The 13,322-nt window shown below is 72.6% G+C and carries 16 protein-coding genes; 5 read left to right on the forward strand and 11 right to left on the reverse strand.

Annotation, left to right across the window (positions count from 1 at the left end; all coding sequences use genetic code 11):
- The first annotated feature begins 168 nt into the window (after window positions 1-168).
- Window positions 169-855, forward strand: a complete 687-nt coding sequence (locus HPY23_RS27785) for a response regulator transcription factor (RefSeq protein ID WP_060845330.1) — start codon at window positions 169-171, stop codon at window positions 853-855.
- 33 nt (window positions 856-888) lie between these two features.
- Here HPY23_RS27785 and HPY23_RS27790 read toward each other — a convergent pair whose 3' ends face one another.
- Entirely contained in the window at window positions 889-1,980 is a 1,092-nt protein-coding gene (locus HPY23_RS27790) for an alanine racemase (RefSeq protein ID WP_418888681.1), read from the reverse strand.
- Between the two features lie 268 nt (window positions 1,981-2,248).
- Here HPY23_RS27790 and HPY23_RS27795 point away from each other — a divergent pair, with 268 nt between their 5' ends.
- The 3 genes from HPY23_RS27795 (at window position 2,249) to dapD (ending at window position 5,280) form a co-directional block, all read left to right on the forward strand.
- Window positions 2,249-3,748, forward strand: coding sequence for a sensor domain-containing diguanylate cyclase (locus tag HPY23_RS27795; protein ID WP_175539867.1), 1,500 nt, complete (start codon window positions 2,249-2,251; stop codon window positions 3,746-3,748).
- Window positions 3,749-3,915: 167 nt separating this feature from the next.
- Window positions 3,916-4,368 carry a Crp/Fnr family transcriptional regulator gene (locus HPY23_RS27800; RefSeq protein WP_060845332.1) on the forward strand — a complete coding sequence of 151 codons (453 nt, stop codon included), beginning with the start codon at window positions 3,916-3,918 and terminating at the stop codon, window positions 4,366-4,368.
- A gap of 66 nt (window positions 4,369-4,434) precedes the next feature.
- Window positions 4,435-5,280: a 2,3,4,5-tetrahydropyridine-2,6-dicarboxylate N-succinyltransferase gene (gene dapD / locus HPY23_RS27805; RefSeq protein ID WP_091882961.1), complete on the forward strand. Its 846-nt coding sequence runs from the start codon at window positions 4,435-4,437 to the stop codon at window positions 5,278-5,280.
- A gap of 60 nt (window positions 5,281-5,340) precedes the next feature.
- Here the strand turns inward: dapD and panC are convergent, their stop codons facing one another.
- The 6 genes from panC to HPY23_RS27835 all read right to left on the reverse strand — a co-directional run bounded on the left by panC (window position 5,341) and on the right by HPY23_RS27835 (window position 8,949).
- Window positions 5,341-6,204: a pantoate--beta-alanine ligase gene (gene panC, locus HPY23_RS27810; protein WP_091882964.1), complete on the reverse strand. Its 864-nt coding sequence runs from the start codon at window positions 6,202-6,204 to the stop codon at window positions 5,341-5,343.
- Between the two features lie 299 nt (window positions 6,205-6,503).
- Entirely contained in the window at window positions 6,504-6,842 is a 339-nt protein-coding gene (locus HPY23_RS27815; protein WP_091882967.1) for a hypothetical protein, read from the reverse strand.
- Between the two features lie 63 nt (window positions 6,843-6,905).
- Window positions 6,906-7,376 (reverse strand): Cys-tRNA(Pro) deacylase, encoded by a 471-nt coding sequence (ybaK, locus tag HPY23_RS27820; protein ID WP_091882970.1) that lies wholly within the window; start codon window positions 7,374-7,376, stop codon window positions 6,906-6,908.
- A gap of 40 nt (window positions 7,377-7,416) precedes the next feature.
- A complete protein-coding gene (gene bla / locus HPY23_RS27825) occupies window positions 7,417-8,316 on the reverse strand; it encodes a class A beta-lactamase (RefSeq protein WP_060845337.1) in 900 nt (299 codons plus the stop codon).
- A gap of 204 nt (window positions 8,317-8,520) precedes the next feature.
- Window positions 8,521-8,742 carry a hypothetical protein gene (locus HPY23_RS27830; RefSeq protein WP_060845338.1) on the reverse strand — a complete coding sequence of 74 codons (222 nt, stop codon included), beginning with the start codon at window positions 8,740-8,742 and terminating at the stop codon, window positions 8,521-8,523.
- Window positions 8,743-8,763: 21 nt separating this feature from the next.
- Window positions 8,764-8,949 (reverse strand): hypothetical protein, encoded by a 186-nt coding sequence (locus HPY23_RS27835; protein ID WP_060845339.1) that lies wholly within the window; start codon window positions 8,947-8,949, stop codon window positions 8,764-8,766.
- 273 nt (window positions 8,950-9,222) lie between these two features.
- On the opposite strand from HPY23_RS27835, the gene HPY23_RS33300 reads away from it, so the two are divergent.
- The gene (locus HPY23_RS33300; protein ID WP_268926721.1) at window positions 9,223-9,519 is read left to right on the forward strand and encodes a DUF892 family protein; all 297 of its coding nucleotides are present in this window, start codon (window positions 9,223-9,225) and stop codon (window positions 9,517-9,519) included.
- Window positions 9,520-9,731: 212 nt separating this feature from the next.
- Here the strand turns inward: HPY23_RS33300 and HPY23_RS27845 are convergent, their stop codons facing one another.
- Genes HPY23_RS27845 through HPY23_RS27860 form a run of 4 tightly spaced genes read right to left on the reverse strand, consistent with a single transcriptional unit; the run spans window position 9,732 to window position 13,104 of the window.
- Window positions 9,732-10,445 carry a maleate cis-trans isomerase family protein gene (locus tag HPY23_RS27845; RefSeq protein WP_175539868.1) on the reverse strand — a complete coding sequence of 238 codons (714 nt, stop codon included), beginning with the start codon at window positions 10,443-10,445 and terminating at the stop codon, window positions 9,732-9,734.
- Window positions 10,445-11,215: an ABC transporter ATP-binding protein gene (locus HPY23_RS27850; RefSeq protein WP_091882974.1), complete on the reverse strand. Its 771-nt coding sequence runs from the start codon at window positions 11,213-11,215 to the stop codon at window positions 10,445-10,447. The genes HPY23_RS27845 and HPY23_RS27850 overlap by 1 nt, the downstream gene beginning before the upstream one ends.
- 31 nt (window positions 11,216-11,246) lie before the next feature.
- Window positions 11,247-12,110 (reverse strand): ABC transporter permease, encoded by an 864-nt coding sequence (locus HPY23_RS27855; protein WP_091882977.1) that lies wholly within the window; start codon window positions 12,108-12,110, stop codon window positions 11,247-11,249.
- Complete coding sequence (locus HPY23_RS27860) at window positions 12,094-13,104, reverse strand: ABC transporter substrate-binding protein (RefSeq protein ID WP_091882980.1); 1,011 nt, start codon at window positions 13,102-13,104, stop codon at window positions 12,094-12,096. Before HPY23_RS27860 ends, HPY23_RS27855 begins: the two co-directional genes overlap by 17 nt.
- Window positions 13,105-13,322: the final 218 nt, after the last annotated feature.

The following is a 13,322-nucleotide window of genomic DNA, read 5'->3' on the forward strand; positions in this document are numbered from 1 at the left end:
CACCGGGGCCGTGGACAGGCGGGACCCCGGCCCTTGCCGCGGCTTGCCGCTCCGCTACTCTGCCCCGCACGCTGCCAGGCTGCGCTCCGTTCGGGACCGCAGCCCCCGGCCGGCGGCAGGGCCGGGCCCGGCCGGCGGCCGTCCGTCCTGTTCGAGAGTGCCGGTTCGATGTCGAACGCCCACCGCCTGCTCGTCGTCGACGACGATCCGACCCTGCGCGACACCCTGACCGAGCAGCTCGCCCTCTCGGACGCCTTCGACGTGGTGACCGCCGAGACCGCGCAGGGCGCGATGGAGCGGGTCGCCGCCGAGCGGATCGACCTCGTGGTGATGGATGTCGGCCTGCCCGACCTCGACGGGCGCGAGGCGGTGCGGCAGATGCGCCATGGCGGCTTTCGCGGCCCGGTGATCATGCTGACCGGCCAGGCCTCGGATGCCGACACCGTGCAGGGGCTGGATGCCGGCGCCAACGACTACGTGACGAAGCCGTTCAAGCTCGCGGTGCTGCTCGCCCGCATCCGGGCCCAGCTGCGCCAGTATGAGGCGAGCGAGGACGCGGTGTTCCAGATCGGCCCCTACACCTTCCGGCCGGGTGCCAAGCTGCTGGTCGGCGAGCGCGGCTCGAAGCTGAAGCTCACCGAGAAGGAGACCGCGATCCTGCGCTTCCTCTACCGCGCCGGCCGGCAGGTGGTGGGGCGCGACACGCTGCTGGCCGAGGTGTGGGGCTACAACGCCCAGGTCACCACCCACACCCTCGAGACCCACATCTACCGCCTGCGCCAGAAGATCGAGCCGAACCCGGCGACCGCCTCGATCCTGGTGACGGAGGGCGGCGGCTACAAGCTGCTGCCGTAGGCCGCCGCCCCGGCGGCCGCCGTCGGCGGGCGCTCAGGACGCGATGAGCCCCCGCGCCGCCACCGGCAGCGTCCCGACGATCGCGCCGCCGCGCACCGTCACCAGCGTGTCGACCATGTTGACGACGACGCAGACGTGGTTGGGCACCACCTCGACGAGCGTCCCGACCGGCGGGCGGTCCGTGCAGGCCGAGAGGTCGAGGAAGCCGTGCTCCTCGGCAAAGGCGTGGATGCGGGCGCCCGGATGGTCGGGCAGGAGCCCGAATCCGTCGAGCCCGCCGCCGGTGTCGCTGGTGAGCGTCTTCGAGCCGGCATCCAGGATGCCGCGCTCGGGGCCGGCCCGGCTCACCACCCGGGCGAGCACGGCGAGCGCGCACTCCTCCAGGCCGGCGACGCCCGCTTCCATCATCATCCGGTCGTTGAAGATCACGGTGCCGGCCCGGTGCTCGGTGGCGCCGCGGATCTCGCCCAGTTCCGGCAGGTTCGGCGTGCCGCCGGTCGAGACGATGCGGGCCTCGAGCCCGTGGGCGGCGAGGCCCGCCTTCGCCTCGTCGAGGAAGGCCTGGGCCCCGGCGGCGGCGCCGGCCTGGGGATAGAGCAGCAGGCCCGCGAAGGCGAGGCCGGGCCGGGCCGCGATGTCGCGGGCGAGCGCCACCGCCTCGCCCGGGGTCTCGACGCCGGCGCGCTTGCGGCCGGTGTCGCACTCCACCACCACGTCGAGGGTGCGGCCGCCGGCACGCGCCGCCTCCTCCAGCCCCGCCACGGTCACCGGGTTGTCGGCCGCGACCGTGAGCCGGACCGGGCTCTCGCGCAGGAGGCGTCCGAGGCGCCCGACCGCGTGCGGGCCGACGAGGTTGTAGCTCACCAGGATGTCGTCGATGCCGGCCGCCGCCATCACCTCGGCCTCGCCGAGCTTCTGGCAGGTGATGCCGCGCGCGCCGGCGGCGATCTGCATCCGGGCGAGGACCGGGCTCTTGTGGGTCTTGATGTGCGGGCGGTTGGCGAGGCCGGCCGCGTCGCAGGCGGCCTGGAGCCGGGCGATGTTGCGCTCGACCCGGTCGAGGTCGACGACGACCGCCGGCGTGCCGTAGCGGCGGGCGATCTCCTCCCGCAGGGAGAGGGGGATCATCACGCGGTCCCCGCTGCGCGCCCCGCCCGCCTCGTCCGTTTCCGGCCTTGCCTCGCCGCCCATGATCGTTCCTTCCCTGCGGATCCCGCGCCCGATCGTATCCGTAAACCGGGCCTGCCGGCCACCGCCCGAAACGGCGGCCGGGCAAGGCTCGGGCGCAACCCAATCTTAGACTTCGGGTCATACACCGGTCGTATCGCAGGCACTGCGCAACGGAGCGCCGATGCACCCTCGAGCCCGTCGGCGGGGTCCCGCCGCGTCCCGCATGCTGGCCGGGTCGATCGTCGCCGTCACCCTGGTGATCGGGGCCGCCTCCGGCCTGACGGTCATGCAGATGCGTCGCAGCGCCTGGGAGCAGGTCGGCCGGGTGTCGCAGAACCTGCTCGAGGCGGTCGAGCACATGGTCGACCGCAACATCGAGTTCTACGACCTGTCGATCCGGGCGGTGGTCGACGGCCTGCAGAACCCGGCGATCGACGAGAGTCCGCCGGAGCTGCGCCAGCTCGCGCTGTTCGACCGGGCCGCCACGGCCAACGGCCTGGGCGCGATCCTGGCGCTGAATCCGCAGGGGCAGGCCTTCGCCGATTCCGCGAGCGCCGTGCCGCGGGCGCAGGCCTACCCCTCGGCGGATTTCTTCCTGGTCCACAAGCAGCGGGAGGATGTCGGGCTCTATATCGGCAAGCCGTTCCGCATGGCGCCGGATGGCCGCTGGGTGATCCCGCTCAGCCGGCGCCTGGCCTATGCGGACGGGGCCTTCGCCGGCGTGGTGATGGGCACGATCGACATCGGCTACTTCAACGGCCTGTTCGCGCGCCTCAGCATCGGCGACCAGAGCCGCATCGCGTTCTTCCGCGAGAGCGGCGAGCTCCTGGTGCGCAGCCCGGTCGTCGAGAGCATGATCGGCCAGAACCTGTCGTTCCTCGCGCATTTCCGGCGCTTCTTCGAGGGCAATGCGGGCCAGTTCGTCGCGACCGGCCACCCGGACGGGGTCGAGGCCCTGTTCACCTATTGCCGGGTGGGCCGCCATCCGCTGGTGGCCACGGCGGTGGTGCCGACCGAGGTGATCACGGCCCTGTGGCGGCCAAAGGCCGTCGCGATCGGCGTGCTGGTGGCGATCCTGTGCGGCGGCATGATCGCGCTGACCCTGCGGCTCCAGCGCGAGCTGGAACGGCGCAGCCGGGCCGAGACGCTCGCTCTCGACGCCAACCGCGACCTCGCCCGCCTCGCCCATACCGACGGGCTGACCGGCCTTCCGAACCGGCGCCACTTCGACGAGGCCTTCGCGCGGGCGCAGGAGCAGGACATGGGACGGGGGCAGGCGCCGCGCCGGGCGACGTTCAGCCTCGTCCTCCTCGATGCCGACCGGTTCAAGGTCTACAACGACACCTACGGCCATCTCGCCGGCGACGAGGTGCTGCGCGCCGTCGCCAGGGTGCTGCAGCGCCAGATCCGCGGGCCGGCGGAGATCGCCTGCCGGATCGGCGGCGAGGAGTTCGCCGTGCTGCTGCCGGGCGTCTCGCGCGCCGAGGCGGTCGCCCGTGCCGAGCGCATCCGCCTGGCGGTGGCCCGGCTGCTGATCCCGCATGCCGGCAACGAGGGCGGCGGCGTCACGGTGAGCCTCGGCGTCGCCGAGGCCGGCCCGGGCGAGAGCGGCGGCCGGTGCTTCGCGGCCGCCGATGCGGCGCTCTACGAGGCCAAGCGCCGGGGCCGCAACCGCGTGATGGCGGCGCCCGCCGACGACGCGACGAGCGCGCAGGTCGCGTGACGCCCGCGTCGCGGGGAGGCCCGGCCGGGCTCGGCGCGAGCGGCCGCACACCGTAAGAGGGGTCCGCGCGCATGGTGCCGCGGCACCGGATCGGCTAGAGCTTGGCCGGATCGCCCGGGGGCGGGACGGTCGCGCCGGGGTTGCACGGCAGGGGGAGAGCGGGGCCGTTGGCGCTCGACGACGACATCGCGATCCTGGCCGCGGCGCCGCTGTTCGGATTGATGGACCGGGACGCCCTGCGGCTGATCTCGTTCGCGGCCGAGCGCCGCCGGCTGGCGCCCGGCGCCGTGCTGTTCTCCCGCGGCGCGCCGGCCGATGGCGGGTTCGTGGTGACGAGCGGCATCGTGGTGCTGGAGCCGCGCTCGCCCCACGGCGCGCCGGTCGAGGCCGGGCCGTCCGCGCTGATCGGGCAGACCGCCCTGTTCCTCCCCCTGGAGCGGCCGAGCACGGCCCGGGCCGGGGACGAGCCGGTCGAGGTGATGGTCGTCACCCAGGCGCTCATGCGCCGGGTGCTCGAGGTGTTTCCCGACGCGGCCGCGGTGATCCACGACGCGCTCGCCGACGAGCTCGCCGCGCTGACCCGTACCTTTGCCGGCAGCCGCGCCGCCGACCCGGCGTGACAGCGGGCCCGAGGCTTTGATAGAGGGGACGCCGACACGACTTCCCTCCCGCCCTGGACGCCTCCCATGTCGCACGCCGATCTCGCCCGGACCATCGAAGCCGCCTGGGAGGACCGCGCTGCTGTCGGCGCGGACACGCGCGGGCCGGTGCGCGAGGCGGTCGACGCCGCCCTGGCGCTGCTCGATTCCGGTCAGGCCCGGGTCGCCGAGAAGGCCGAGGGCGGCGACTGGCACGTCAACCAGTGGCTCAAGAAGGCGGTGCTGCTCTCCTTCCGCCTCAACGACATGTCGCTGATCGAGGGCGGTCCGGGCGGCGGCGGCTGGTGGGACAAGGTGCCGTCGAAGTTCGAGGGCTGGGACGCCGCGCGCTTCCGCGCCGCGGGCTTCCGGGCGGTGCCGGGCGCGGTGGTGCGCCGGGGCGCCCACATCGCCCCCGGCGTGGTGCTGATGCCGTCCTTCGTCAATCTCGGCGCCCATGTCGGCGAGGGCTCGATGATCGACACCTGGGCCACGGTCGGCTCCTGCGCCCAGATCGGCAAGCACTGCCACATCTCCGGCGGCGCCGGCATCGCCGGCGTGCTCGAGCCGCTCCAGGCCAACCCGGTCATCATCGAGGACAACTGCTTCATCGGCGCCCGCGCCGAGGTGGCCGAGGGCGTGATCGTCGGCGAGGGCAGCGTGCTGTCGATGGGCGTCTATATCGGCGCCTCGACCAAGATCATCGACCGGGCCACCGGCGAGGTGACCTACGGCCGGGTGCCGCCCTACTCGGTGGTGGTGTCGGGCACCCAGCCCGGCAAGGCGCTGCCGGACGGCACCCCGGGCCCGTCGCTCTACTGCGCCGTCATCGTCAAGCGCGTCGATGCCGGCACCCGGGCGAAGACCGCGATCAACGACCTGCTGCGGGACTGACGTCCCGTGCGGGACTAAAGTCCCGGGCGGGGCCGGACCCCGCCCGCCGTCGCGGTCGCGTCAGACCGCGACGTTGTCGATCAGGCGGGTGCGGCCGAGATAGGCCGCCACCAGCACCCGGGCCGGGCCCGCGACCCGATCCAGCGGCGCCAAGCTCTCGGCGTCGTTCACCGACAGGTACTGCACGGGCCCGAATCCCGCCGCCTCGAGCGCGGCCCGGCCCTCCGCCAGGGCGGGCGCCGTCGCCGCGCCGCCGCGCACCGCCGCGGCCACCCGCTGCAGCACCGCGTGGATCGTCGGCGCGGCCCGCCGCTCCTCGTCCGAGAGGTAGCGGTTGCGCGACGACAGGGCGAGGCCGTCGGCCTCCCGCACCGTCGGCACGCCCTCGATCGCCACCGGGACGTCGAGGTCGCGCGCCGCGCGCCGGATCACCTGGAGCTGCTGAAAGTCCTTCTCGCCGAACAGCGCGACGTCGGGCAGGGCCTGGAGCAGCAGCTTCGTCACCACGGTGGCGACGCCCGCGAAGTGCCCCGGCCGCACCGGGCCGCACAGGACGTCTGTCAGCCCTTCCACCGTCACGGTCGTGGCGAAGCCCGGCGGGTACATCGTCGCCACGTCGGGCAGGTAGGCGGCATCCGCCCCGGTCTCGGCGAGGAGCGCGATGTCGTCCTCGAGCACGCGGGGATAGCGCGAAAAGTCCTCGTTGGGGCCGAACTGCGTCGGGTTAACGAAGATGCTGACCACGACCCGCCGGCAGCGCGCCTGCGCCTGCCGCACCAGGGCGAGGTGCCCCTCGTGCAGGGCCCCCATGGTCGGCACCAGAGCCACGGTCTCCCCGGCGTTCCGCCAGGCCCGCACCTGCGCCCGCAGGGCGGCGACGTCGCCGAGGCGCAGGACGGCGGAAGGGGAGGGGGGGGGCGTCATCGTGGAAGGCTCCTGTCGGTCGGACCGGCGCGACGGTAATCGGCGCGACGAGCCCGCGCCAGGGGAGCCTTGGAGGGAGGCGATCGGCCGATCGCGGACTGCACGACGCCGAACGAATGGGATAGGGCGATCCCGCGATCGGCGTGCACGCCGCCGCCCTGTGCGAGGAGACGCCCCCCCTGACGCCGCGCGGCATCGACGGGGTCGTTCCGTTCAGGCCGGTCGCGACGTTCCACGTGCGCGGTCCCGGCGAGGTAGTCGGCGGCGACACTCCCGGCGCCGATCCCCGACCCGGCGACCTACCAGCAGCCCCGAGAGAGGCGCCGGCCGTACGGATCGTCGACGCCGCGCGGGGGCGGGAAGCCGTAGTAGCTCGGCTTGCCGATACCGAAGGGCGAGCCGACATAGGTGGGATCGCCCGGCGCGTTGGTGGGCACGAAGCCCTGGCAGCCGGGATCGCCCCGGGTGCCGAGCGAGGCGTCGCTGTCGCCGCGGGGAAAGTAGCGCGGGGCCGGAACGGGGCCCGGCACGCGGCGGGGCTCCGGCCAGTAGCCCGGCTCGGGCATGTCGGCCGCCGCCGCCGGCCCGGCGAGGCCGAGGACGATCGCGCCCGCCAGGAGCCTCACACTGTGACCCATCCCACGTCCCCGCCTGCGATCCGGGACCAGCCTTGGCGGATCGTGGTTAACGGGGCGTTTCCGTCAGGTCACGGCCTCGGTCCGCGCCTGCAGCACGCGCACGAGGTCGTCGGGCCTCACTCGCACCTGCAGCCCGCGCTGGCCGCCATTGACGAAGATCCCGGGGAGCGCGAGGGCGGCGGCGTCGACCAGGGTCGGCACCGCCCGCTTCTGCCCGAGCGGGCTGATGCCGCCGACATGGTAGCCGGTCAGCCGCTCGGCCTCGGGCGGGCGCATCATCGCGGCGGACTTGCCCGCGAAGGCCGCGGCGAGCTTCTTGAGCGAGACCTCCCGGTCGGAGGGCACCAGCACGCAGACCGGCTTGCCGTCGACGGCGGCCATCAGGGTCTTGAACACCTCGCCGGGCGACACGCCCATCGCCTCCGCGGCCTGGAGGCCGATGCGGGTCGCCTCCGGGTCGTAGTCGTAGGCGTGGACCGTGTGCGGGATGCCGGCGCGGGCGAGGACTTGCGTGGCGCGGGTGGTCTTCGACATCGGTGGCCGGGTCTTCGCAGGAGGCGTCTTCGCGGGCGGATCAGGCGCCCGGGAAGCTCCGGGCGATCAGCCGGCCGACCTCGGCGTGCAGGGTGTCGCGCGCGGCGGGCTCGGCGGGTGATCCGGTGAGATACACCGCCGCGAGGATCGGCGCACCGTCCGGGCGGTGGATCAGGGCCACCACGTTGGCGGTGCCGTTGTCGCCGGTGCCGGTCTTGTCGGCCGTGCGCCACCCCTCCGGCAGGCCGGCGCGGACGCGCTTGAGGCCGGTCGGGCTCTCGTGCATCCAGCCGACAAGCTTGCCGCGCGATTCCGCCGAGAGGGCCTGGCCGAGCAGGACGTTGTCGAGCAGCCCGACCATCGCCGCCGGGGTGGTGGTGTCGCGCGGGTCGCCGGCGATCGCGGTGTTGAGCGTCGGCTCGGTACGGTCTAGGCGGGTGACGCCGTCGCCGTGCGCCCGCGCGAAGGCGGTGATGCCGGCCGGACCGCCCATCGTGGCCAGCATCAGGTTGGCGGCGGTGTTGTCGCTCCAGACCACGGCGGCGGCGCAGAGCTCGGCCAGCGTCATGCCGGTCTCGACGTTCTTCGACGTCACCGGAGCGTAGCTGAGGAGGTCGTCGCGGCCGTAGGAGATGCGCCGGTTCAGGTCGTCCTGGCCCTTGTCCGCCCGGGCCAGCACCGCGGCGGCGGCGATCGCCTTGAAGGTGCTGCACATCGGGAAGCGCTCGTCGGCCCGGTGTCCGAAGCGCCGGCCGGTGGCGGTGTCGCGGACCTCGACGCCGAGCCGGCCGCCGTCGCGCCGCTCGAGCTGGGCGAGGCGGGCGGCGGCGTCCTCCATCGCGGCGGCGCCGCGCACCGCGCAGGTCGCGAGCGCCGCGCCGATCAGGGCGGCGCGACGGGTGAGGCCGGTGGCGGACCGGGAAAGGGCGAGATCGGACATCGTGGCGGCTCCCTGCGGCGCGCGGTACGTCAGGGATGTCCGCGTGCCGCGCGACCTGGGCGATATCACGCTGAGGCCGTGACGGGATCGGGGCGCGGCGACGGGGTCCGCTGGAATGCTCCAGTGTGAGCCGCGCCGAGCGGAGCGCCCGGCGCGGCCGATGGTTTCACGGGAAACACCACGGGCCGCGCGCCGTACCGACGCTCAGTGCGAACGCGGCGAGCGGCCCTTGCCGTCGGGGTCGTGGGCGTGGTGCCGGTCGCGCTCGCCGCCGCCGCCCGAGACGTGCGAGCGGCTGTCGCTGGTGGCCTCTCCCGGGGCCGGACCCGCCTGGGCGGTGGGGTCCGGCCGGTCGGGCCGCTGATGGCTGCTGCCGGGGCCGCCGTGATGGCGGTCGGCGGCGTCGGTCTTGGTCGACGTGCTCATGTGCGGAGACTCCTTCGCGGTTCAGCGGTCCTGCTGATGGCCCTGATGGGTCGTGTTCACCTTCGCGTTGCCGGACTGGCCGATCTTGTCCGGATCACGGGTCTGGCCCGTGTCCTTGGCGCCGGTCTCGGTCGGGGCGCGCTCGGCGCTGCCCGGTCCCTTGTCGGAGCGGTTGGCCGGCGGCACGGGGGGCGGGGAAGCGGTCATGCGGATCTCCCTCGTCTCAAGCGTCGGCCGATCGAGCGCGCATGGCCCGTCGCCGATGGGGCCGGTCAACGCCCTCTGCCTGCCCGCGTTCCGCGCGACATCGACCCCAAAATACTCCTTTACAGTATGAGTATTGTCCCGAACCGGCCCAGATGGTCGACGTTGGGCCGGACAGCCGATCCCGACATGGGCGCGGCCTTGCGCCGCCACATCGCCGAGACGCGCGACCGGCTCGACGAGGCGCTGGCGGCGATGTCGTAGAGCCCCTCGGCCCTGAAGGAGGGCGGGCTCGGTTTCATCGGCAACATGGCGGCTTTGGCCCACGCGCCGGGCCAGGACGAGATCCTGAAGAATGCCTTCGCCGATCGCGCCTTCGAGAACGACGAGGCGGCGGCCTACGACGCGCCGACCACGCTGGCCGAGGCCGCCGGCCAGGGTGCCCGGCTGCCGGCCTTCGAGATGTCGCTGCGCGAGGAGCTGGCGATGGCGCAAAAGATGGCCGACCTCGTGCGGCCGACGACGCAACGTTACCTCGAACTCACGGTCAGTGGCGACAAGGCGGATCGCTGAAGATCAAAGCCCGTCGACGCATCAAGGGTGATGCTGATATGTACTTCCATCCCACCCATGACCTCATCCTGAGGTGCGACTGAAAGGGGTCTCGAAGAAGATCTCCAGGAATCGCAGCGATATCTGGAGACCTCCTTCGAGGTCATTCGATTGTCAATCGACCGACACCTCAGGATGAGGTCCAGGGTGAGATAGAGCGACCAGACACGCCGTCAGAGCCGGAACAGCCCGCCCCGGCCGGTAATCCGGCCGGGATCGGCACCCGCCGCGCGCAAGGCCGCCCACAGGGTGACGGTGATCGAATCGAAGACCGGGATGCCGAGCTCGGCCTCCAGCTCCTCGACCATCGCCGCACCCGCCATGTTGGTACAGACGATCGCCACGGCTTGCGCGCCCTCGGCGGCCACGGCCCGCGCCATGGCGGCGACCTCGGAAACCGGCACCTCCGCGAAGGAGAAGTTGTCGGACAGGCCGCAATGCCGCTCGGCCGTGCAGTCGAACCCGGCCGCCCCCCAGTTCGCCTGGATCCTGGCCTGCACGTCGCCGGTATAGGGCGTGACGAGGCCGACCCGGCGGATGCCCGCGCGGGTGAAGGCATCGCGAAAGCCCAGCACGGCGGTCGCCGCCGGGATACCGGTGACGTCGGTGATCCGGGCGCACAGGGCCTCGTCGCGGGCAAAGCCCAGCCACGCCGCCGAGGTGCCGTTCCAGGCGATGGCGTCGACCTTGGCATCGGCGAGGAGCCCGGCGGCCGACAGGATCGGCGCCTCGTCGAACTGCCCGAGCCCGGCCGCCGACAGGGTGATCTCGGTGACGCGAAAGCGCGAGAAGTGCGCCGTGATCCCGGGCGCGGCGTGCAGGAGGTCGGCGGTCGCCGGTTCGAGCCGGGTGTTCGACGACGGGGTGAGCATGCCGAGGCGGATCATCAGGCGGCGGCCTTCCTGGTCGATTCCTCGCGGATCATCCCGAGCACCCGGCGCTTCATGTCGTTGAAGTCCGGGCTCGTCACGTCCCGCGGCCGGGGCAGATCGAAGGGGATGAACTCGCGGATGCGGCCCGGGCGCCGGCTCATCACGGCGATGCGGCTCGCCAGCACCAGCGCCTCGTCGACCGAGTGGGTGACGAACACCACCGTGGCGCCGACCCGCTGCCAGATCGCGACCAGCTCCTCCTGCATCTCGATCTTGGTCTGGGCGTCGAGGGCCGCGAAGGGCTCGTCCATCAGGATCACCGCCGGGTTCATCAGGAGCGCCCGGGCGATGCCGACCCGCTGACTCATCCCGCCCGAGAGCTCCGCCGGGTAGTGCCGCTCGAAGCCGGTGAGCCCGACGAGATCGATGTAGGTCTTGGCCCGCTCGTGCCGCTCGGCCTTGCCCATCCCCTTCAGCTTGAGATGGAAGGCGACGTTGTCGATCACCGTGAGCCAGGGCATCAGCGTCGGCTGCTGAAAGACCACGCCGCGGTCGGCGCCCGGCCGCTCGACCCGCCTGCCCGCGACGCGAACCTCGCCGGCGCTCGGCGCCTCGAAGCCCGCGATCATGTTGAGCAGGGTGGACTTGCCGCAGCCCGAGGGGCCGAGCAGGCAGACGAACTCGCCCGCCTCGATCGTGGCCCGGGTGCGGTCCACCGCCACGAGGTCGCGCCCGTCGCGGTCGCGAAAGACTTTCTGGACGTCGGCGAGGTCGATCGCGCTCATGGGATTCTCCGCGGGAAAGGAGCGGGGCGGGTCACCGCCCCTGCACCGTCGTGCCCTTCTGCCAGTGCAGCACCGAGGCCATCAGCGCCTTGAGGCCGAGATCGGACAGGTATCCGAGCAGCCCGATCGAGATCATCGCGGCAAGCACGATGTCGTAGCGCAGGAAGTAGTAGGAATCCCACAGCACGTAGCCGAGCCCGCTCTTCACCGCGACCATCTCGGCGGTCACCGTCAGCATCCAGGCCGAGCCGATGGCGATGCGAAGACCCGAGAAGATCGACGGCAGGGCGGCGGGCAGCACGATGTCGGTGAGGAGCTGGCGCTCGGAGGCCCCCATCATCGCGCCGGCCCGGATCAGGTTGCGGTCGACCCCGCGCACCCCGTGGATGGTGTTCATCAGGACGGGGAAGAACGCGCCGAGAAAGACCAGGAAGATCGCCGGCTTGTCGGCGATGCCGAACCAGATGATGGCGAGCGGGATCCACGAGACCGGCGGGATCGGCCGCAGCATCTGCAGGGTCGGCTCGACGGTGCGCTCGACGAGCCGCCACCAGCCGATCGCGACCCCGATCAGAACCGCCGAGACCGCCGCTATGGCGTAGCCAGCCGCCACCCGGGTCAGGCTCGCCAGCGCGTCCGCCACCCAGTGGCCGGAATAGGTCTGGGTGCTCTCGTCGATCCCGAAGAGCCAGTCGCCCAGCGCGTGCAGCACGGCGCTCGGGGCCGGCAGGAGCGCCGCCGGCAGGGCGCCGGAGCGGGCAAACGCCTCCCAGCCGGCGACGAGGAGGAGTGGCAGCGCCGCCCGCTCGGCGAAGGCGACGAGGCGCCGGGGCAGCCGGCGGGCGGGGGCCGGCGTCGCGGGGGCGAGCGGCGCCGTCTCAGTAGCCGAGGCCATCGCGGGTCTTCCTGGTGGCGGCCTCGAGGAACGAGAAGTCCATGTGCTTCTCCACGTCGGCCGAGACGTCGCGGCCGATGTATTTCAGGTCCCGCATCATCGCGGCGATCGCCAGGGTCTTGGCGCGGTGCATGCGGTAATCGGGCTCGGCGTTCTCGATCGCGGCGGCGGCGACCTCCTTCGACAGGCCGGTCTTCTGGTTGATGACGTCGACCCAGACGCCCTTGTCGGCCTTCAGCTTCTCGACCAGGACCACGTCGGCATCGACCACCGCCTGCACGCCGGCGCGGTTCTTGGCGATCACGTCGGAGCGGGTGACGATCAGGTTCGTCAGGTTGCCGGCCGCCTGGTCGTAGGGCAGCACGAAACGTGCGGCGGCCCCCGCCATGCGGATCTGCGAGGCGAAGGGCTCGACCGAGCAGACCATGTCGATCTCGCCCCGCTGCATCGCCGCGAGGTGATCGGACGGGTTCGGGATGTTGACGAACTGCACGTCCTTGTTCGGGTTGATGCCCTGCTTGAGGAAGGCGCCGCGCATGTGGATGTCCTGCGCGTTGCCGCGGGACGCCGCGACCTTGAGCGGGGTTCCCGCCGCCTTCGCCTTCTCCACCGCGGCCTTGAACCCGGCCCAGTCGTCGGCCGTCAGGTTCAGCGCCTTCGACGACAGGCATTCCGAGCCGCCATTCACCTCGCCGGCCACCGCCACGATGTCGAAGCCTTTGTCGAGGGCGGTGACGTAGTGGAGGTAGGTCACCTGCGCGACGTCGAGGCTCTTGGCGATCAGGGCGGTGAGCACGTCGTTGCCCGAATTGAAGCCGGTGGCCTCGATCGTCGCGCCCTTGGCGAGCCCCGGCAGCAGCGCGACCGGCAGGCAATGGGCGCACTTGGCGTAGCCGACCTTGACCGGGGCCTCCTGGGCGGAGGCGGGGGCGAGGAACCCGGGCGTAACGGACCACAGGGCGGCGGCCAGCAGGGGGCCGAGGGAACGGCGCATGGAGAGACCTCGCGGTGGGGCGGCGGCGTCGATGCTCGGGCCCGACGGCCGCTCGAACGCGGCGTTCCGGGTGCCGCGGGATCAGGGTGTGACGGGCCGGACGGCGGCGCAACGCATTTTTGGTGCTCTGCATGCAATTCGTGCCAAATGACGAGGCAGACAGCAGAATTGCCTTGAATTGATGCGCCCGCTGCCGGTCGGGGCGGCTATGGTCGCGA

The organism is Methylobacterium ajmalii, assembly GCF_016613415.1.
GTDB classification, from domain to species: domain Bacteria; phylum Pseudomonadota; class Alphaproteobacteria; order Rhizobiales; family Beijerinckiaceae; genus Methylobacterium; species Methylobacterium ajmalii.

Bases quoted from the DNA above. Each gene is read 5' to 3' on its own strand.
- HPY23_RS27785 (WP_060845330.1), top strand. From the start codon at position 169: ATGTCGAACGCCCACCGCCTGCTCGTCGTCGACGACGATCCGACCCTG.
- HPY23_RS27795 (WP_175539867.1), top strand. From the start codon at position 2,249: ATGCTGGCCGGGTCGATCGTCGCCGTCACCCTGGTGATCGGGGCCGCC.
- dapD (WP_091882961.1), top strand. From the start codon at position 4,435: ATGTCGCACGCCGATCTCGCCCGGACCATCGAAGCCGCCTGGGAGGAC.
- panC (WP_091882964.1), bottom strand. From the start codon at position 6,204: ATGACGCCCCCCCCCTCCCCTTCCGCCGTCCTGCGCCTCGGCGACGTC.
- HPY23_RS27815 (WP_091882967.1), bottom strand. From the start codon at position 6,842: ATGGGTCACAGTGTGAGGCTCCTGGCGGGCGCGATCGTCCTCGGCCTC.
- ybaK (WP_091882970.1), bottom strand. From the start codon at position 7,376: ATGTCGAAGACCACCCGCGCCACGCAAGTCCTCGCCCGCGCCGGCATC.
- bla (WP_060845337.1), bottom strand. From the start codon at position 8,316: ATGTCCGATCTCGCCCTTTCCCGGTCCGCCACCGGCCTCACCCGTCGC.
- HPY23_RS27830 (WP_060845338.1), bottom strand. From the start codon at position 8,742: ATGAGCACGTCGACCAAGACCGACGCCGCCGACCGCCATCACGGCGGC.
- HPY23_RS27835 (WP_060845339.1), bottom strand. From the start codon at position 8,949: ATGACCGCTTCCCCGCCCCCCGTGCCGCCGGCCAACCGCTCCGACAAG.
- HPY23_RS27845 (WP_175539868.1), bottom strand. From the start codon at position 10,445: ATGATCCGCCTCGGCATGCTCACCCCGTCGTCGAACACCCGGCTCGAA.
- HPY23_RS27850 (WP_091882974.1), bottom strand. From the start codon at position 11,215: ATGAGCGCGATCGACCTCGCCGACGTCCAGAAAGTCTTTCGCGACCGC.
- HPY23_RS27855 (WP_091882977.1), bottom strand. From the start codon at position 12,110: ATGGCCTCGGCTACTGAGACGGCGCCGCTCGCCCCCGCGACGCCGGCC.
- HPY23_RS27860 (WP_091882980.1), bottom strand. From the start codon at position 13,104: ATGCGCCGTTCCCTCGGCCCCCTGCTGGCCGCCGCCCTGTGGTCCGTT.